The organism is Paenarthrobacter sp. OM7 (assembly GCF_029873575.1).
Taxonomy (GTDB): Bacteria; Actinomycetota; Actinomycetes; order Actinomycetales; family Micrococcaceae; genus Arthrobacter.
In genome coordinates this window covers 3,804,003-3,821,002 of record NZ_CP123579.1, presented here as the reverse complement: position 1 = coordinate 3,821,002, position 17,000 = coordinate 3,804,003, and the positions used below count along the sequence as shown (strand labels likewise).

Sequence of the window (17,000 nt, the reverse complement as noted above, 5' to 3'; positions counted from 1 at the left end):
TGTGAAAGTAGAGGTGCTCCTCGAGCTGGCCCTCTACCGTGTATGTTCATCGAAACTGTTGCCACGATGGTGGTAAACCACCTGCCGTCATCTGTCCTTTAGTGTGCTGGCGTGGGCGAGGACGGACGCGGCTGTGGACTCCGGGTCCGGCGTGGAGATCAGCCAGGTGCGGCCGGGGGTCTCCAAGACGATTGCCGGGCCGCCGACCAGTAGCCCCCACGTCCGCTGGCCCAAGTACCGGACGCCGAAGCCTTCGGTCATTGAACTGGACGGCGCCGGGGAGGCATCGACGACGTCCTCCAGCGGGATCGCCCTCGAATAGAACGGCCGGCATCTGACGGTCAGGCTCTGCTCCGTGGCTTCAACGGTCACCCTGATGCGGAGTACCGAAACTGTCAGGAGCGCAATGACCGCCACCAGCCCTGCGCTGATCAGCAGTACACCGCTGGGAATGGAGGTCACAACGATGAATATGCACAGCATGCCCACCACGCTTGCGATGACCTTCTGGGAGCCGCGACTGATCCGGGCCTCTGAAATCAGCGTTGATGTCCCGTTCACAGTTCACGCACCAGTGCCCGCGCACGGGATAGAAAGTGCTCGCGCACTTCAGGATCCGGGGCAACGGTGTCGAAGACTCCCGCGAGCATCACCGCAGCGTCAAGAGTGTAGATGGGCCAGGACGGGCTTCCGACGTCGATGCTCCCGCCACCTTTGGAGTAGCCGTTCAGGAAGGCCGTATAGTCGATGCCGTTTTCCCTGATGACGGAGTACTCACTGATCCTTGCGATCTCCAGATCTGGAGGTGCTGCGAGGGTGTTGCTCCAGTCGAAGATCGCAAGCGGCTGACCGCTGCGGACCCTGACGTTTTGGCGTCGAAGGTCCATATGCATGAGGCGGGGCTCGCTGGAGTTGCGTTCGAGCGTTGCCTGCAGTGTTGCTGAGGGAGGCAGGTTGGGGAGCGAATGGCGGATCCGAAGACGCGAGTATCGTTCCTCCAGCCGGTCTACGAGCCGGGCATCCCAAGGCCTTCCTGCTTGGGCAACCAAAGGAAGGCCGGGAACTGGCAGACGGTGCATAGAGGCGATAACTGATCCAAGTGCCGAGCAATCCAGATCGGAACCGTCGTCGTCGATGACCTCCAGAACTAGGACTGGGAAGCCGTCCTGCATCACAAGATCAATGGCGACGCTGGGGATGCCGTTGTCCGAAGCCCAGCGCGCCAACATCATTTCCTGACGTTGTAGGGTCTCGGCTGAGACACCCCTGTTGTTCGCCGTGTTGAATTCACTCGAACGGGGAATCCGGTAGCCCTCACGAACTAAGCCACCGGCGGCTTCATAAAAGAGGAACTCGGTTCCGGCTCCTGCCAGAGTCACTGAACCGGCACCCCGGCGGGCGGCGACTGCCAAGGCGATGTCCGCCGTCGTGCGTTCAGCGGACTGACTCAAGGATGCCCTTGACCCGGAGTGGAGGCGTTATCGGGTGATTGAGTCATAGGGGTTCCCCGCCGTATCCGAATGCCACCGGTCAACAAAAACGGCGAGGGCGGCCACAACACCACCCAATGCCAAAGATGGGAGCGGACCCAACGTCGATAAAAGAACGGCGTAGGTCCCGAATCCGAACACGATGATCAGCAGGCTACGTCTGATTTTGGCACTCATCAATTCCCCCCAAGGAACGCCGTAGTTGGCATGGGGCGAGCCTATCCGTCGTGAGCCGGGGAGCAAGTCAAGCCGTGGCTTGGTGGGGTCGGGGTAGGGCCGCTTTCCGGCCCGCAGCGATCACCCGGTTCAGTTGGGCCAAAACCTGCTCCGGATTCCCGCCGGCGTCCACCACCTCAAAGTCGTCAAACTCGGGCAGCGAACGGTATGCGGCGCGGAAAGCCTCAAGGTCAGCCAGTGTTTCGTTGTCAGTCCCGCGTGCCGTGACCCGTTGGTGGGCGAGACGGGGGTCGACGTCGAAATGGACTGAGAGGTCCGGCGCTGGGAGCTTTCCCAGCAGCCACGGAAGCAGCCGGCCGCGGCCTAAACCATTGGCCTGACGCAGTGCGAGCTGGCAGTGCAGGTGACGGTCCATCACCACCAGGCCGTCGAACTTGTGGGCGCGGGCATGGTTGAGAAGCACGTTGAACAACCTGACGCCGGTTTCAATGACGTCGGCTAGCCGCGGTGGCAATTTCCAGCCAAACCGCTCGGACACCAGCGACATACGGCGCCGGGCGGCGTGGTTGCTGAGCAGCAGCGCATTCCGCCCCTCGGCGCGGGCAGAATCGACCAAGGCGCGGGCCGCCGTCGTTTTTCCCGAACCGTCAATTCCAGTCAGAACAATGAGCATGAGGCCTCCCCTCGTCTCCTTACCAACGAAGGGAGGTGCCGTCTTGTGCCGTGATGCGGCGTGAGTCAGCCCACAGGCCGCCACGTGAACCGGGGCTGCTCGCGGTCCAGGAACGCTTTGATGCCGATCTCCATGTCCGGGCTGTCCGGCATCGCCGACCACGCCGCCGCCCACTCCTGGTCAATGACCGCCAGGCCGGAACCGGCGTCAGTCAAGTCCATCAGCCGCTTCATCGAATGCATGGAGAACTGCGAACGGCTCCGGAGCGTATTGATCAGTGCTGCGCACTTCTCCTCAAAGAACTCGGAAGGCACGACGTCGGCCACCAGGCCGAGCGCGCGGGCTTCAGTGGCGCTGAACGTCTGTCCGGTGAGGAGGATGTACTTGGCGTTGGCATGACCCACCAGGCGGACAAGCCTTTCGATGCCCGGTCGCGGGTAGATGATACCGATCTTGGCCGGCGTCAGTCCGATGACTGCCCGTTCGTTGGCGATGATGAAGTCGCAGGCGGAAGCGATCTGCCAGCCGCCACCCATGCAGGCGCCATCGACCAGCGCCACCGCGGGCTTGGCGAGGGAAGCGATGGCAGAGTCTGCGGCGCTGAGGTGATCTACCGTGGAACCGTCCTCTTGCAGATCGATCAGGACGGAAGCGAGTTCGCTGATGGCGGCCCCGGCACAGAACGTGTTCCCGGCGCCGCGCAGCACCACCACGGCAACGTCAGGATCGGCGTCCAACTGCGGCATCAGTTCCTGGATCTCCAGGCACATGGCCCGGGTCAGGGCATTCCGCTGGGCAAGGTTGCAGATTTCCACCGTTGCCACGCCGTCAGATATCGCGACGGCGATGCCGCCGGCACGGGAAACCTCGGGACGGGCAGTGTCTGCCGGGGATACTACGGTCATCGCTGCGCTCCCATAGTTTCCGGAACCAGGACGGAAGCCGGCACGCAGAGGAGGCGACCCTCGCGCTCAAGCCGGGTGACGTCGTCGTGCGTCATTCCACGTTCCATGAGTATTTGGGCGGTGTGCTCGCCGAGCAGCGGCGGGGGAGCCAGGATTTCGCTGGCCTCGCCGTCCAGGCTGAGCGGGCCGCGGAGCAGGGGGAGTTCGGACCCATCACGACGCCTGCTGTGCTGGACGAGTCCCAGGGCGGCGACCTGGTCCGAGGCCAGTGCCTGGATGTAGTTGTAGATGGGGCCGCACGGGATCCCGGCCGCGCTGATCAGCGGAACCCATTCGGCTGCCGGCTTCGCGGACAGGGCAGCTTCAATGAGCTCCGTCAACTGATCCCTGTTGGCCGAGCGGTCCGCGCCGGTGACGAAACGGGGATCCTCCACGGCGGTGGGCATCCCGAGCAGTCCACAGAACGCGCGCCATTGTTTGTCGCTTCCCACGGCGATGTTGATGGATTCCGTGGCCGTGGCAAACATGCCGTAGGGGGCGATGACTGGGTGGTTGTTGCCCTGCGGTGTGGGTGCTTCACCGAGACTGAGCGCCTTCTGCCCCTGGAATGCGGACAGATTCAGGGCCGTCTCCAGCAGGGAGGTGGACACGCGGCCGGGGCGCTCGCCATTCCGGGACCCCAGGAGCGCTGACACAATTCCGAAGGCGCAGATCATCCCGGAGGTGATGTCCACGATCGGTATGCCGACCCGGTAGGCCTCGCCGGGGCCGGAACCTGGGCCAGGCCCCGTGACGGACATCAGCCCTGACATTCCCTGGATGACCTGGTCCAGTCCGGCGTCGTCCTTGAGGGGGCCTGTGTTGCCGAACCCAGTGACGGATCCCACCACGAGCCCCGGGTTCAGCTCTTCAAGCCGGGATGCTGTGAAGCCCATTTTTTCCAAAGTGCCGGGCTTGAAGTTTTCCACCAGGACATCCGCGTCGGCAATCAAACCGGAGAGAATTTCACGACCTTCCACTGAATAGAAGTCCAAGCACACGGAGGCTTTGTTGCGGTTGACGGAGTCGAAATAGAGGCTGTGACCATCCTGGAACGGCGGCCATTGGCGGGCTGTGTCGCCACCATTGACGCTTTCGACTTTGATGATCCGGGCGCCCATGTCGGCAAGGAGCGCGGTGCAATAGGGGCCGGCGAGGGCCCGGCTGAGGTCGATCACGGTGATTCCGCGGAGTGGTTTGAGCATGATTGCTGTCCTAACTTTGAGACGGTTTTAGAGGCTGGATGGCAGCACCAGGGCGCCAACCAGCAAGAGCGGCCCGGCCACCACCATGGACAAGCCCCAACGGGTGAGGAACCTGGTGATGCGGGGGCGTTCATCGGCGTCGACGGTGGCCACGAACGTGGCGCCGACGGTAGAGAACGGAGAGACGTCAACAATGGACGAACACACGGCAAGGGCGGCGATAACCGCCCATCCGGCGACGTCCCCGGAGGCCACCAGCGGAAGCGCCAGCGGAACCAGCGCAGCGAGCATCCCGGTGGTGGAGGCGAAGGCGGAAATGAGGGCGCCGATAGCGCAGATCACCAGCGCGGCCAGTAAGGGAGTCCCGACGGCGCCGGCTGCTTCGCCGAGCAACGCGACGGCTCCCATGGTCTGAAGCACTCCGACGAACGTGATGATCCCGCCTACCAGCAGGACGGTGGACCAGTCGATTTTGGCTACGGCCGATTTCCCGGATTGTGGGTCGCACAGCGTGAGGACCGAGGCGAACGCGAAGCACAGGACACCAATGTCCGGGCTGGCGCCGAGGACGGACATCAGGATGACGGTGGCAACCAATCCGGCCATGCAGAGCACGGTGACGATCTGGTTGCGGTCCAGCCGCGAAGGCTGCGGCGCGGGGGCCCGTTCGTCGAGGACCTGAACGGCCTGTTCGGCGGCCTTCTTGCCCCGCGCAATGGTGCCTTCGCGTTCAAAAGGGTGCGACGGCGTCGGGCGGCTTGCGCTGAAGCGCGGCACGTTGGTGCCGAAACCGTCAGCCGTGCGGGTGTTGAGCAGCTTGAAACCGCCGAAGAGCACGTAGGCGGCCCCCAGCAGCAGGATGTTGGTGCCCAGGGCCACACCAAAAAGGACCAGGGGATCCAGATCGATTCCGGCGGCCCTCGCGGTGCCGTAGGTGACGATGCCGAACAGGCTGGTGGGTGCGAATCCGCCCGCGCTGAGCCCCGATCCGATGGCCAACCCCATGAGCATGCGGTCGATGCCGTACCGCTTGGCCAGGGGCATTCCGATGGGTGCCATGACCAGTCCGGCCAGGGGTGAGCCCATGGCAGAGATGCCGATGGTGAGGGCGAAGAAAGCCAAGGGAAGGAAGAAGGCGCGGTCACCCACTTTGGTGATGGCCATTTCGATGATGCGGTCGATGGTCCCGTTGGCCTGCGCGATCGCAAAGAAATAGGTCACGCCAACCAGCAGGACGAGGATTCCGATGGGAAAGCCCGCCACCACCTTCTCGATGGTCATCCCGGCCATCCACACACCCACGCCGGCGGCCGCTGCGAACATGAGCACTCCAATGTGGACTTTGCGCAGGGTGGCCAGGACGAAGACGCCTACAAAGATGGCGAGGGCCAGTATCTGTAATTCCATAAGCCCGTTCTCCAATCAAACTACGTCGGTTCACTGGATGAACCATCGGTTCATTTTGGGAAGTCGCCTGTAATGTAGGGCACTGGAGTTAGTCGGTCAAGCGGGAGGGTTGCATGAGCACGCAAAGCGTCGTCACGGCCATCAGGGTGCTGGAAGCAGTCTCGGACAACCAGCCCGCAGGCTTGTCCGAGCTCAGCCGCGAGGTGGACGTGCCCAAGGCCACCGTGCTCCGTATGCTCAGGACGTTGGCCGAACTGGGCTGGGTGGCGCAGTCCGAGGTCCAGGCCGGCAAGTGGGTTTTGACCAACCATGCCTTCGCTGTGGCAAGCCGTGGCAGCAGCGGATCAGTGATCCGTGACGCCGCAATGGGCCCCTTGAACGCGCTGCAGCTGGACACGACGGAAACGGTTCACTTGGCGGTCCCGGACCGCGGCTACATGCTCATCATCGAGCGACTCGACACCCCGCACGTCCTGAGGGCTTTCCTGCCGCTGGGTTCGCGCCTGCCGATGCACGCCTCCTCTACAGGAATGGCCTACTTATCGGCTGCTGACGAGGCCTTCGTTGACGATTACCTGGCTGGCCCGCTGGAAGCGCTGACGCCGCAGACCGTGGTGGATCCCACACGGCTTCGCGAGATGATCGCGGACACACGTGCCCGCGGGTACTCCATCAACGAACAAGGCCTCAGTACGGGGATCACTTCCATCGGCGTGCCGCTGCTGGGGCCGGGCGGTGTCGCTGCCGGATCCATCTCCATCTCGGGGCCTTCCAGCAGGATAGTCCCCGCCAAATACCAGGAATACGGTGAGGCGGCCACCGGCACCGCGCGTGAGATCAGCAGGGCTTTGGGGGCGTTCTCCGCCAAGGGCTACTAAGTTTCCTGTCAAAATACTTCGCCGCAACTCAAAGCGCGCCTATCATGATGCTGTGGACGTGCTTCTTTGGAGTATTGGTTTCGTTTGAACCCGATTCCGGAGGGTACTAAAGCGATGTGGAGAACTATTTCTTCGATCGGTGCCCGTTGGCATGGGTGGCGCCCCTTATCGGGGTACCAGCGGACGCCTTCCTGAATAGACAAAATTTATTGAAGGGATGCGTAGCTCAATGAACACACTTTTAATAATCGCCGGCGTAATCGCGATCATCCTGCTCCTCGTGGGCGGATTCAACCAAGCCCTCAGCTTCCTGCTGTGGGTTGGAATCATCCTCTTGGTACTGGCCCTTCTGGGCTGGGTTCTTGGCCGTGGCCGGTCGCGCGTATGACAACTGATCCAAGCGAAGTTGCCGGTTTTGCCCAGGTCCGCGATGGAACCACCACCCCCGGCCATCCCATTCCCAGGGATCCGGGGATGCCTGAATCCAGCGGGCAGGTACCTGTAGGTGACGCCTCGTCGGAAAGTCCGGACGACGCCGTCGATGCTGGCCCCAGCGAGTCAGCCAACCCACCAGGGCCGGCAGAAGAGAAGGACGAAGGAACCACGGACAACCGTGGTCTGACCACCGAAACCAATCCTACGGATTGATCGGAGCAGCGCGGCCGCGGGCGGGGAGGTTTCCTGTCCGCGGCCGCGTTCTTGGTGACCCCTGGCGGGTGTTTGCCACTAATTCCTGAAAAGTCGTCAGTTTAGCGATTGGCGGAAGAAATGCGCATCGGTTCAATCATCGGGCTGATCGTTGTAGTTTGGCTCGTCATCGGCGCAATTGCGGCCGGCCAGCGGGGATATTTCAGCGCCCCGCCTGCGCAGTGCTCGCAGTTTGCAACCATAGCTCTGAATATCGTCGCCGGCCCCCTGAATTACACGGGCCTGGACCCTCAGGGCGGGTGTGAGGTGCCGCAGCCGTCCTGACATGACGCGGGGCCGCACCATACAACGTTTGTCAACAAATTGCTAAGATTACTGACTATTTTGGTCTCGACATGGACATGACACTAAGTACCCTTATAGGTTCGAAGTGTTCCATCAACACGTTCCACCGCTCAGGGAAAGGACAGGTCATATGGACAAGCAGAATGCCACACCGGAAGAGGAAGTGGGAGGCTACGGCACTCCTACGGCAGAGCAGGAAGCCGGCGGAGGCCAGGCACAGCCCCGCGTGGAAGAGGACATCGAAGAGGCCGGCCTCGGAGAAGGTACCGGCGCGCCGAACCTCAGCCACCTGGATCCGGAGGATTCAGACAGTGCAGGCGAGCCCGGAGCCGGCCGCTTCGGAGGAACCGAAGAGCAGGCCCACGCCGAGCAGTCCACCGTGCCCGACGGCAACGATGACAGCCTGCCGGATGGCAGTGGCAACGACCTTCCCGAGGACGAGTCGCCCAACGACGATGACGAAGAAAGTTTCGACGCCGGCTAAGAGCTTTGGCTGGCGCGCTTTAGACAGGCGCGCCACTGGTTAAGCAGCCAGCTGGCTGGCGCGCCACCAGCAGTACAGCACGAGCACCCGAGACGCGATCGAAGGAGCAACCTTATGGCTACGGTCAACAAGTCAATCGATGTAGATGTCCCCGTATCTGTCGCCTACAACCAGTGGACGCAGTTCGAGACCTTCCCGGAGTTCATGAACGGTGTGGAGTCGGTGCAACAGATCGATGACACAGCACTCCATTTCGCGACGAACGTGGGCGGCGTGAAGCGCGAGTACAACGCCCAAATCATTGAGCAGGTCCCGGACGCGCTTGTCAGTTGGGCAAGCGTCGATGGACCCCGCAATGCAGGCACGGTCAGCTTCGAACCGCTCGCAGAGGCCCGCACCCGAGTGACCGTGGCGATCGATTGGGAGCCCGAAAGCCTCGCGGAAAAGGCGGGATCGGCGCTGCACGTCGATGAACTGCGCGTGGGTGCCGACTTGGACAAGTTCAAGAAGTTCATTGAGGCGCAGGGGCATGAAACCGGGGCCTGGCGCGGCACCGTATCCGGCGGCGATGTGGATGATACGGGGCAGACGCCCGGAGTCCGTCCCTAGCGCGAAGCCCGGGACTGGCTCACACTGGATACAGCACCAATAGATAGCTCCAACGAGGGCCGGCCACCGTTACGGGCCGGCCCTCCGGCGTACGCACGATCAACGGCAGAGGGAGTCCTGACAGCCATGGCAACGTCCAGCACCGTGGAGTCCGAGCGGAAGTTCGATGCCAACGCATCGACTCCGCTGCCCGAGCTGCACACTATCGACGGGGTGGGGGCAGTGGGTAAACCGGCAAGTTACAGCCTGGAGGCCATCTACTTCGATACCCGCCACCTTGCCCTGGCAGCCCGCGGAATAACGTTGCGGCGCCGCACCGGTGGACCCGACGCCGGCTGGCACCTCAAACTGCCCCTTAGTCCCGGGAAGCGGACGGAGATTCACGCACCGCTGGGCACCGCTGACACGGTCCCGGTGGAACTCATGGATCGCGTGCTCGCTTACACGCGGGGCCATGCAGTGGCCGCAGTGGCCACACTCACCACAGAACGCACCAGCTACGCGCTGTACGGACACGGCGGCGAACGTTTGGCCGACTTCGTTGACGACTATGTACGGGCCCAGGTATCCCTTGGTGAGCCCCGCGGGTCGGAGTGGCGGGAGTGGGAAGTCGAGCTGACCGCGCAGGACGGCGCCGACGATGCGCTCCTGGAAAGCCTCGTGGGACAGCTCTCAGACGCAGGAGCGAAGCCCAGCAACCGAACCTCCAAGCTGGCTACTGCCGTGGGTGATTCATGGCCGGATCTCAAAGGAAACGGCCGCAACCAGTCCTACGACAAGGGCTCGGCAATGGCCCCGGTACTCACCTATCTCCAGGACCAAGAGGCCGACCTCCTGCTTCAGGATGCCCACGTGCGGCTGGGACGGGATGACTCAGTCCATCAAATGCGGTCAGTGATCCGCCGTGTCCGATCGGTTTTGCACTCATACCGCCAGCTCTTTGAGCCTGCGCCGGTGAAGGAACTTGAGCGCGAGCTGAAGTCGTTGGCCAAGACTTTGGGCCGGTACCGTGACACGGAAGTCCTGCACGCACGCTTGAGGACGCACCTTGACGAGCTGCCGTCGAACCTCGTCCTGGGCCCGCTGCACGACGAACTGGACCAGCGCATGGCTGTCAGGGCGGACACCGCAATGGGAGCTGTCAAGAACCGCCTGAACAGCCCCCGGTATTTTAAGTTGTTGGACGCACTCGAGGCGTTCATCGAAGCCCCACCGGTAACGCCGCAAGGGGAGGCGAAGGCCCGGAAAACCACGGCGAAGCTCGTCAACAAAGCCGCCAAGCACCTCGGCAAACGCCATGACGCCGCGGTGGCTGCCGCCGTCGGGCCCCGGCGTGACACAGCGTTTCACGAAGTCCGGAAGGCCGCCAAGAAGCTGCGGTTTGCCGCCGCGGCCGTTGAAGGTGTCCACGGCAAGCGGGCCGTGAAGCTGGGGGATGCAGCCCACAAAATCCAAACGATCCTCGGTGACCACCAGGACAGCGTGGTGGCCCGCGCGGAGCTGCTGAAGCTGGGTTCTGCGCCCGGCATCAGCAGCGCTGCGTTTACTTATGGCCTCCTGCACGCCATGGAACGCAGTGCCGCCGACGCCACGGAAGAGCAATATCTTCGTCACAGCAAGAAGGCGCTGAAGCTCAGGCTCCAGAAATAGGAACCTACTTCTTGAGGAACGTCAGCAACGCGTCGTTGATTTCGGCGCCGTGCGTCCAGAGCAGGCCGTGCGGTGCCCCCTCGATTTCCAAGTAGTCAGCGCTGGGCAGTGCGTCCTTGAAACGCCGTCCGGTGACGTCGATGGGCAAGATGTTGTCAGCCGTGCCGTGGACGATTAGGGCCGGGACGTCGATCTTGGGGATGTCGGCCCGGAAATCCGTGAGCCATGTGGGCTGCGCGGCCACCGAGGCAAAGGCCCCGGACTTGCTGGCCAGATTCCAGCTGGCGTCCACGGCTTCCTGGCTGAGCCGGTCCGTGCCCAGGAAGGTATCGCTGTTGTAAAAGTTCTTGAAGAAGTCGGTGAAGAACGCGTAGCGGTCTGCGGTGACGGCGGCGGCAAGGCCGTCGAACACGTCCTGCGGCACGCCGTCGGGGTTGTCATCGGTCTTCAAGAGGAAGGGTTCCAGCGAACCGAGGAAGACTGCCTTGGCAACACGGGCCGAGCCATACGTGCTGATGTAGCGCGCCACCTCGCCGGTGCCCATGGAGAAGCCCACCAGGGCGGCGTCGTTCAGGTCCAAGGTGTCCAGGACGGTCTTGAGGTCTGCGGCAAAGGTGTCGTAGTCATAGCCTTCAGTGGGCTGGCTGGATTTTCCGAAACCCCGGCGATCGTACGTAATGACGCGATAACCGGCCTCGAGCAAGGCAGCGGTCTGCTTCTCCCAGGACGAACCATCCAACGGGTAGCCGTGGATCAAAACCACAGCCTGGCCGGTCCCATGGTCCTCGTAGTAAAGCTCAATCTCAGTGCTGTTTTCGTTTCCGACGGTGATGTAAGCCAAAACTCAAGTCCCTTCGATGCGGTTCAACACGAACGTTTCCAGCCTACTGTTCTGTTGGTGCGCCGGCACGGGCCCTGTCGTGGAGTTGACGCGCCGCCGCCACGGCGTCCATGTTGTCCTCCGCCCACTCCTTCATGTCGAAGATGATCGGGAGGAGCGAACGGCCGCGTGCAGTGAGCTCATAATCCGTTCGGACCGGAACCGACGCGGTGACCTCCCGGTCAATCAGGCCGTCGCGCTCCAGGGAGCGGAGTGTGGAGGTCAGCATTTTCTGGCTCGCCCCCGGGATCAGTCGGCGCAGCTCACTGTGGCGTTGCGGCCCTTCTTCCAAGGCGAGCAGGACAAGTGTCACCCATTTGCTGCTGATCGCCTCCAGCAATTGGCGTGCCGGGCAGAGTTCCAAGGAAGCGTTGTAGTGGTGTTGCGCTTTCCGACGGTTCTGTTCAGCCGTGAGTGTCATGACCTCATCATTGCAGGAACGTGGAGGTGCCCTGGGCACAATAAAGTGCGTTCTTACGCTGCGTGACACCCCCGGGTGAGGATCGATGAGGGGCCAAAGGGTCCCCTGCCTGAAAGGAAAAGCATGCCCTCCATCCTCCACATCAACGCCTCACCCCGTTATGCCGCCAGCGATTCGCTGCGGTTGGCCCGCCATTTCATTGACTCGGTTCAGGCTGCGGCTTCGGAGACGTTCGAGCTGGAAACCCTGAACCTGTTCGACGACGGCGCGTTGCCGGCTTTCGGACGGACAGCTGCGGCTGCCAAGATGGCTGTCTTCACCGGCCAGGACCAGACTCCGGATCAAATTGCGGCGTGGGAGTCCGCCCGCGCCGTATTTGAGCAGTTCGCCTCGGCCGATGCGTACGTTTTCAATATTCCGTTGTGGAACTCCGGTGTGCCCTACGCCCTGAAGCAATGGATCGACATCGTCACCCAACCCGGGTGGAGCTTCGGGTTCGACGCCGAAACTGGCTACACCGGCCTCATGGAGGGCAAGCATGCGCTGGCCATCCACACCAGCGGGGTCTATTCTCCCGGGGTTTCGCCGGCTTTCGGCTCCGATTTCGGCAGCACCTACTTTGCCGATTGGCTGAGCTTTGTGGGCATTGCGGATGCCACGCACGTTCGCTTCGCACCCACCGTCCTCAACGCAGACGTAGAGGGAACCCGCCGTGTTGCCGAGAATGAACTCACCGACGCCGCGCTCCTGTTCGCGGGCAAGCTCGGTGCTGCGGCAAAGCTGCAGCTGGCGAACGACTAGGAAACGACGACGACCCCGTCAGGCAGGTTACTTCCCGGAGTTCGCTGCGGCTGAAGCGGCCGCAGCGGCAGCCGCTTCAGCCGCAGCTGCTGCTTCCGAGGCCGCAGTATTGGCGGAGCCCACGGCACCCTCAGCTGCAGCGATGGCGTCGTTCATGATCTGCTGATCCACTTCAGTCGTATCGACAACCATTTTGATCGTCTTGGCGTCCGTCTCGGAGCCTGCTGAAGGGTCCGTCGATACGGCTGCTACTTGCTGACCCGGCTCGAGCGTGGTCCAAGGAGTTCCATCAGGTCCCACGATCGAGATGGTCAGCCCGGCCGATGCCAAAGCAGCTTTGGCATCGGCGAATGGCTTCCCTGCGATGTCCGGAACGGTGGTGAGGTTCGTTGCAGGGCTGGAGGCCGCGGTTTCAGAGGGTTTGGCCTGCGTGGCTTCCGACGTACCGCCGGAGCATCCTGCCAGCGCTGCGCCGATCACCAATGCCAGCGCCAATGCTGCGGTCTTCTTCATATGTCATACCCCCAAAATAGTCCGCTGGCCGGCTCATGGTTTGCCAACCCCACGTGGTGCAATACCAGCGGTAACTTTAGCGCTATTTCTCTAGTTGCCCGCAGCAACCAGACGTAAACTGGCCTTCGGTTCACATCGCCTGGCTCGGAGATCCCATGCTGTGGAAGGTACTTGTTCGCTTCCTGCGGCCGCATCAGCGGTTGCTGATCGCCGTCGTCGTCTTCCAACTGGCCCAGTCCATCGCATCCCTGTACCTTCCGACGCTGAACGCCGACATCATCGACAACGGGGTCGCCACCGGGGATACCGACTACATCCTGCGCATGGGCGGGCTGATGCTGTTGATCACCCTCCTGCAGATCGCGTGTGCCGTGGTTGCGGTCTACTTCGGCGCGAAGGCTGCCATGGGGATGGGCCGTGACCTCCGCGACGCGGTTTTCAGCAGGGTGGGGGAGTTCTCTGAGCAGGAGGTCACCAGGTTCGGGGCGCCGTCGCTGATCACGCGGTCCACCAACGACGTCCAACAGGTGCAGCAATTGGTCTTGATGTCCTGCACGCTGATGGTCGCGGCGCCCATGCTGAGCATTGGCGGAGTGATCATGGCCGTGCGCCAGGACGCCCAGCTGTCCTGGCTGATCGCAGTGAGCGTGCCGGTGCTGTTGCTGGCTGTTGGGTTGATTGTGACCCGGATGGTGCCGTTGTTCCGCAAGATGCAGGTCCGGATCGACGCCGTGAACCGTGTCCTCCGCGAGCAGCTCACCGGTATCCGTGTGGTGCGGGCGTTCGTCCGCGAAGACTTGGAAACCGCCAGATTCGGTAAAGCGAACGACGACGTCACTGACGTCGCGCTGCGGGCCGGGCGTTTGATGGCACTCATGTTCCCGGTGGTCATGTTGGTCATGAATGTTTCGTCCGTGGCGGTGATCTGGTTCGGGTCCTTCAGGATCGAGGACGGTTCCATGCAGGTGGGCACGCTGATTGCGTTCCTGAGCTACCTGATGCAGATTCTTATGTCGGTCATGATGGCCACGTTCATGGCTGTGATGATCCCGCGTGCGTCCGTCTCCGCCGACCGGATCGGCGAGGTGCTGGAGACCGACTCAAGTGTCCAGCCGCCGTCGAACCCCGTCACCGGCGGCATCCGCCGCGGCGAGTTGGAAATGCGCAACGTCGGATTCGCCTACCCGGGTGCCGAGCAGCCAGTGCTGGGCGGGGTCACGTTTACAGCCTTGGCCGGGCAGACAACAGCGATCATCGGCAGCACGGGTGCTGGGAAAACCACGCTCGTGAACCTGATGCCACGTCTCTTCGACGCCACCAGCGGGTCCGTTCTGATGGACGGCGTGGACGTCCGTGAACTCCATCCTGACCTGCTGTGGGGCCACATCGGGCTGGTACCGCAGCGGCCGTACCTGTTCTCCGGGACGGTCCGCAGCAACCTCCAGTACGGCAAGCCCGATGCCACCGAGGAGGAGCTGTGGCAGGCGCTCTCCGTTGCCCAGGCCCGGGACTTTGTGGAGGACATGGAAGGCGGCCTGGATGCTGCCATCTCTCAGGGTGGCACCAACGTCTCCGGCGGGCAGCGGCAGAGGCTCGCGATCGCCCGGGCCCTGGTGAAGCGGCCGGAGCTCTACATCTTTGACGATTCCTTCTCCTCCCTGGACACCGCCACCGATGCCCGGCTCCGGCAGGCCCTCAAGCGCCACACCAACGGCGCCACGCTGGTGATCGTCGCCCAGCGGGTCTCCAGCATCGCAGACGCGGACCAGATCCTGGTGCTCGACGACGGCAGGATCGTTGGGCGCGGAGCGCACGAAGAATTGTTGGAGACGTCCGAAACGTACAAGGAAATCGTGTCCTCCCAGCTCGCGGCGGAGGAGGCGGCATGAGCGCTGTATCAGCCGGGCCGCGCGGTCCCCAAAGGCCGGCAATGGGTCCTGGCCGAGGTGGGCCGTTCGCGGGGATGAACATCCCTGCTGAGAAGGCGTCCAACTTCTCTGGCTCAGCCCGGCGTTTGCTGGGGACGCTGAGGCCGGAGCGGTTCTGGCTGATCCTGGTGCTGGTGTTCGCCGTGGTCAGCGTTGCGCTGTCTGTGATCGGGCCGAGGCTGCTGGGCGAAGGCACCAACCTGATCTTCGCCGGCGTCGTCTCCCAACAGTTGCCCGCAGGTGTTTCCAAAGCCGATGTCATCGCAGGGCTGCGCGCCTCAGGTGACGACAGCAAGGCGGACATGCTGGGCGCCATGACCCTCACTCCCGGCGTCGGAATCGACTTTGGCGCGCTGGCCTCGGTGCTGCTGTGGGCGCTGGCACTGTATGTCCTGGCCTCAGCGTTCGGGTGGATGCAGGCGTACGTTCTCAACGGCGTCGTGCAGCGGACCGTTTACCGACTCCGCGAGCGGATCGAAGCGAAAATCCACCGGCTGCCCCTGCGCTATTTCGACTCCATCCAACGCGGTGAGCTGCTGAGCAGGGTGACCAACGACGTCGACAACATCTCCCAAAGCCTCCAACAATCCATCAGCCAGGTGGTGTCCTCCCTCCTGACGGTGCTGGGTGTTTTGGTGATGATGTTCCTGCTCTCGCCGCTGCTTGCTTTGATTGCGCTGGTGACCATCCCGCTCACCCTCGGAACAACGCTCCTGATTGCCAAGCGCTCGCAGAAGCTGTTCGTGGCGCAGTGGAAGAACACCGGCGAACTCAACGGCCAGATCGAGGAAAGCTACACAGGGCATGCACTGGTGAAGGTGTTCGGACGGCAGAACGAGGTGCAGGAGAAGTTCCGCGCGAAGAACAGCGGGCTGTACCAGGCGAGCTTCGGGGCGCAGTTCGTGAGCGGGCTGATCATGCCGGCCATGACGTTCATCGGCAACCTGGTCTACGTGGGGATTGCCGTGGTGGGCGGCCTGCAGGTGGCCTCCGGTTCCATGCAGTTGGGTGATGTGCAGGCTTTTATCCAGTACTCGCGGCAGTTCACCATGCCGTTGGCGCAGCTCGGATCCATGGCCAACATGCTGCAATCCGGTGTTGCCTCCGCGGAGCGCGTTTTCGATCTGCTCGATGAGGAGGAAGAGTCAGCCGAACCTGATCCTGTTCCACAGTCCGGTCCGGCGCGCGGACGGCTGGTGTTCGAGAATGTATCCTTCCGCTACTCGCCCGACAAGCCCCTGATCACGGACCTCAGTTTGGTGGCTGAGCCGGGGCAGAGCATCGCGATTGTAGGGCCTACGGGCGCGGGCAAGACCACCTTGGTGAACTTGATGATGCGCTTCTACGAGTTGGACTCAGGACGGATAACGCTCGACGGCGTGGATGTCGCCTCGATCCCGCGGCACGAGTTGCGCTCGCGGATGGGCATGGTCCTCCAGGACACGTGGCTTTTTGGTGGGACCATCCGCGACAACATTGCCTATGGACGGCCTTCTGCTTCCGAGGACGAGATTATTGAAGCCGCGCAGGCAACGTACGTGGACCGGTTCGTGCGGTCCCTGCCCGAAGGCTACGACACCTTGTTGGACGACGAAGGCGGCAACGTTTCGGCTGGTGAGAAGCAACTGCTGACCATCGCCCGGGCGTTCCTGTCCCATCCGTCCGTACTGATTCTGGACGAGGCCACCAGCTCCGTGGATACCCGGACCGAGGTATTGGTGCAGAAAGCCATGAACGCCCTGCGCTCGGACCGGACCAGCTTTGTGATCGCCCATCGGCTCTCCACCATCCGCGACGCCGACCTCATTCTGGTGATGGAAGCCGGGCAGATCGTGGAGCAGGGGACCCACTCGGAGCTGCTGGCTGCGGGTGGGGCTTACTCCCGGCTGTACGAGGCGCAGTTCGCGGCTCCGGTGGCTTTTGAGCCCTAGGTGCGGCGGCTTGGTT

The 17,000-nt window shown here is 62.8% G+C and carries 18 protein-coding genes; 9 read left to right on the top strand and 9 right to left on the bottom strand.

Annotation, left to right across the window (positions count from 1 at the left end):
• Positions 1-87: 87 nt before the first annotated feature.
• From QEH68_RS17535 to QEH68_RS17510, 6 genes are all read right to left on the bottom strand, one after another.
• Positions 88-561, bottom strand: coding sequence for a hypothetical protein (locus tag QEH68_RS17535; protein ID WP_280623653.1), 474 nt, complete (start codon positions 559-561; stop codon positions 88-90).
• On the bottom strand, positions 558-1,451 hold the full coding sequence (locus QEH68_RS17530) for a phosphotransferase (RefSeq protein ID WP_280623651.1): 894 nt from the start codon (positions 1,449-1,451) through the stop codon (positions 558-560). The genes QEH68_RS17535 and QEH68_RS17530 overlap by 4 nt, the downstream gene beginning before the upstream one ends.
• 283 nt (positions 1,452-1,734) lie before the next feature.
• Positions 1,735-2,340 carry an AAA family ATPase gene (locus QEH68_RS17525; protein ID WP_280623648.1) on the bottom strand — a complete coding sequence of 202 codons (606 nt, stop codon included), beginning with the start codon at positions 2,338-2,340 and terminating at the stop codon, positions 1,735-1,737.
• Positions 2,341-2,405: 65 nt separating this feature from the next.
• Positions 2,406-3,245 (bottom strand): enoyl-CoA hydratase/isomerase family protein, encoded by an 840-nt coding sequence (locus QEH68_RS17520; RefSeq protein WP_280623646.1) that lies wholly within the window; start codon positions 3,243-3,245, stop codon positions 2,406-2,408.
• Entirely contained in the window at positions 3,242-4,489 is a 1,248-nt protein-coding gene (locus QEH68_RS17515) for a CoA transferase (protein ID WP_280623644.1), read from the bottom strand. The genes QEH68_RS17520 and QEH68_RS17515 overlap by 4 nt, the downstream gene beginning before the upstream one ends.
• 27 nt (positions 4,490-4,516) lie before the next feature.
• A complete protein-coding gene (locus tag QEH68_RS17510; RefSeq protein ID WP_280623642.1) occupies positions 4,517-5,896 on the bottom strand; it encodes an SLC13 family permease in 1,380 nt (459 codons plus the stop codon).
• A gap of 113 nt (positions 5,897-6,009) precedes the next feature.
• Here QEH68_RS17510 and QEH68_RS17505 point away from each other — a divergent pair, with 113 nt between their 5' ends.
• The 6 genes from QEH68_RS17505 (at position 6,010) to QEH68_RS17480 (ending at position 10,510) form a co-directional block, all read left to right on the top strand.
• Positions 6,010-6,774, top strand: a complete 765-nt coding sequence (locus QEH68_RS17505; RefSeq protein WP_207594846.1) for an IclR family transcriptional regulator — start codon at positions 6,010-6,012, stop codon at positions 6,772-6,774.
• A gap of 229 nt (positions 6,775-7,003) precedes the next feature.
• Positions 7,004-7,162 (top strand): hypothetical protein, encoded by a 159-nt coding sequence (locus QEH68_RS17500; protein ID WP_198318272.1) that lies wholly within the window; start codon positions 7,004-7,006, stop codon positions 7,160-7,162.
• Complete coding sequence (locus tag QEH68_RS17495) at positions 7,159-7,422, top strand: hypothetical protein (protein WP_207594844.1); 264 nt, start codon at positions 7,159-7,161, stop codon at positions 7,420-7,422. Before QEH68_RS17500 ends, QEH68_RS17495 begins: the two co-directional genes overlap by 4 nt.
• 475 nt (positions 7,423-7,897) lie before the next feature.
• A complete protein-coding gene (locus tag QEH68_RS17490) occupies positions 7,898-8,251 on the top strand; it encodes a hypothetical protein (protein WP_280623638.1) in 354 nt (117 codons plus the stop codon).
• A gap of 114 nt (positions 8,252-8,365) precedes the next feature.
• Entirely contained in the window at positions 8,366-8,860 is a 495-nt protein-coding gene (locus tag QEH68_RS17485; RefSeq protein WP_207594842.1) for an SRPBCC family protein, read from the top strand.
• A gap of 126 nt (positions 8,861-8,986) precedes the next feature.
• Positions 8,987-10,510, top strand: coding sequence for a CYTH and CHAD domain-containing protein (locus QEH68_RS17480; protein ID WP_280623636.1), 1,524 nt, complete (start codon positions 8,987-8,989; stop codon positions 10,508-10,510).
• A gap of 4 nt (positions 10,511-10,514) precedes the next feature.
• Here the strand turns inward: QEH68_RS17480 and QEH68_RS17475 are convergent, their stop codons facing one another.
• Positions 10,515-11,351, bottom strand: a complete 837-nt coding sequence (locus tag QEH68_RS17475) for an alpha/beta hydrolase (protein ID WP_280623634.1) — start codon at positions 11,349-11,351, stop codon at positions 10,515-10,517.
• A 43-nt stretch (positions 11,352-11,394) separates the two neighbouring features.
• Positions 11,395-11,811: a helix-turn-helix domain-containing protein gene (locus tag QEH68_RS17470; RefSeq protein ID WP_207594835.1), complete on the bottom strand. Its 417-nt coding sequence runs from the start codon at positions 11,809-11,811 to the stop codon at positions 11,395-11,397.
• Positions 11,812-11,934: 123 nt separating this feature from the next.
• Here QEH68_RS17470 and QEH68_RS17465 point away from each other — a divergent pair, with 123 nt between their 5' ends.
• Complete coding sequence (locus tag QEH68_RS17465; protein WP_207594834.1) at positions 11,935-12,612, top strand: NAD(P)H-dependent oxidoreductase; 678 nt, start codon at positions 11,935-11,937, stop codon at positions 12,610-12,612.
• Positions 12,613-12,639: 27 nt separating this feature from the next.
• Here the strand turns inward: QEH68_RS17465 and QEH68_RS17460 are convergent, their stop codons facing one another.
• Entirely contained in the window at positions 12,640-13,125 is a 486-nt protein-coding gene (locus tag QEH68_RS17460; RefSeq protein WP_280623630.1) for a PASTA domain-containing protein, read from the bottom strand.
• Between the two features lie 155 nt (positions 13,126-13,280).
• Here QEH68_RS17460 and QEH68_RS17455 point away from each other — a divergent pair, with 155 nt between their 5' ends.
• Together QEH68_RS17455 and QEH68_RS17450 are read left to right on the top strand one after the other, a co-directional pair.
• Positions 13,281-15,014 carry an ABC transporter ATP-binding protein gene (locus tag QEH68_RS17455; protein ID WP_280623628.1) on the top strand — a complete coding sequence of 578 codons (1,734 nt, stop codon included), beginning with the start codon at positions 13,281-13,283 and terminating at the stop codon, positions 15,012-15,014.
• Complete coding sequence (locus QEH68_RS17450; RefSeq protein WP_280623626.1) at positions 15,011-16,984, top strand: ABC transporter ATP-binding protein; 1,974 nt, start codon at positions 15,011-15,013, stop codon at positions 16,982-16,984. The genes QEH68_RS17455 and QEH68_RS17450 overlap by 4 nt, the downstream gene beginning before the upstream one ends.
• Positions 16,985-17,000 lie beyond the last annotated feature (16 nt).

Excerpts from the sequence above, each read along its gene's own strand:
- QEH68_RS17525 (WP_280623648.1), bottom strand. The coding sequence starts at position 2,340 with ATGCTCATTGTTCTGACTGGAATTGACGGTTCGGGAAAAACGACGGCG.
- QEH68_RS17520 (WP_280623646.1), bottom strand. The coding sequence starts at position 3,245 with ATGACCGTAGTATCCCCGGCAGACACTGCCCGTCCCGAGGTTTCCCGT.
- QEH68_RS17515 (WP_280623644.1), bottom strand. The coding sequence starts at position 4,489 with ATGCTCAAACCACTCCGCGGAATCACCGTGATCGACCTCAGCCGGGCC.
- QEH68_RS17510 (WP_280623642.1), bottom strand. The coding sequence starts at position 5,896 with ATGGAATTACAGATACTGGCCCTCGCCATCTTTGTAGGCGTCTTCGTC.
- QEH68_RS17505 (WP_207594846.1), top strand. The coding sequence starts at position 6,010 with ATGAGCACGCAAAGCGTCGTCACGGCCATCAGGGTGCTGGAAGCAGTC.
- QEH68_RS17500 (WP_198318272.1), top strand. The coding sequence starts at position 7,004 with ATGAACACACTTTTAATAATCGCCGGCGTAATCGCGATCATCCTGCTC.
- QEH68_RS17495 (WP_207594844.1), top strand. The coding sequence starts at position 7,159 with ATGACAACTGATCCAAGCGAAGTTGCCGGTTTTGCCCAGGTCCGCGAT.
- QEH68_RS17490 (WP_280623638.1), top strand. The coding sequence starts at position 7,898 with ATGGACAAGCAGAATGCCACACCGGAAGAGGAAGTGGGAGGCTACGGC.
- QEH68_RS17485 (WP_207594842.1), top strand. The coding sequence starts at position 8,366 with ATGGCTACGGTCAACAAGTCAATCGATGTAGATGTCCCCGTATCTGTC.
- QEH68_RS17480 (WP_280623636.1), top strand. The coding sequence starts at position 8,987 with ATGGCAACGTCCAGCACCGTGGAGTCCGAGCGGAAGTTCGATGCCAAC.
- QEH68_RS17470 (WP_207594835.1), bottom strand. The coding sequence starts at position 11,811 with ATGACACTCACGGCTGAACAGAACCGTCGGAAAGCGCAACACCACTAC.
- QEH68_RS17465 (WP_207594834.1), top strand. The coding sequence starts at position 11,935 with ATGCCCTCCATCCTCCACATCAACGCCTCACCCCGTTATGCCGCCAGC.
- QEH68_RS17460 (WP_280623630.1), bottom strand. The coding sequence starts at position 13,125 with ATGAAGAAGACCGCAGCATTGGCGCTGGCATTGGTGATCGGCGCAGCG.
- QEH68_RS17455 (WP_280623628.1), top strand. The coding sequence starts at position 13,281 with ATGCTGTGGAAGGTACTTGTTCGCTTCCTGCGGCCGCATCAGCGGTTG.
- QEH68_RS17450 (WP_280623626.1), top strand. The coding sequence starts at position 15,011 with ATGAGCGCTGTATCAGCCGGGCCGCGCGGTCCCCAAAGGCCGGCAATG.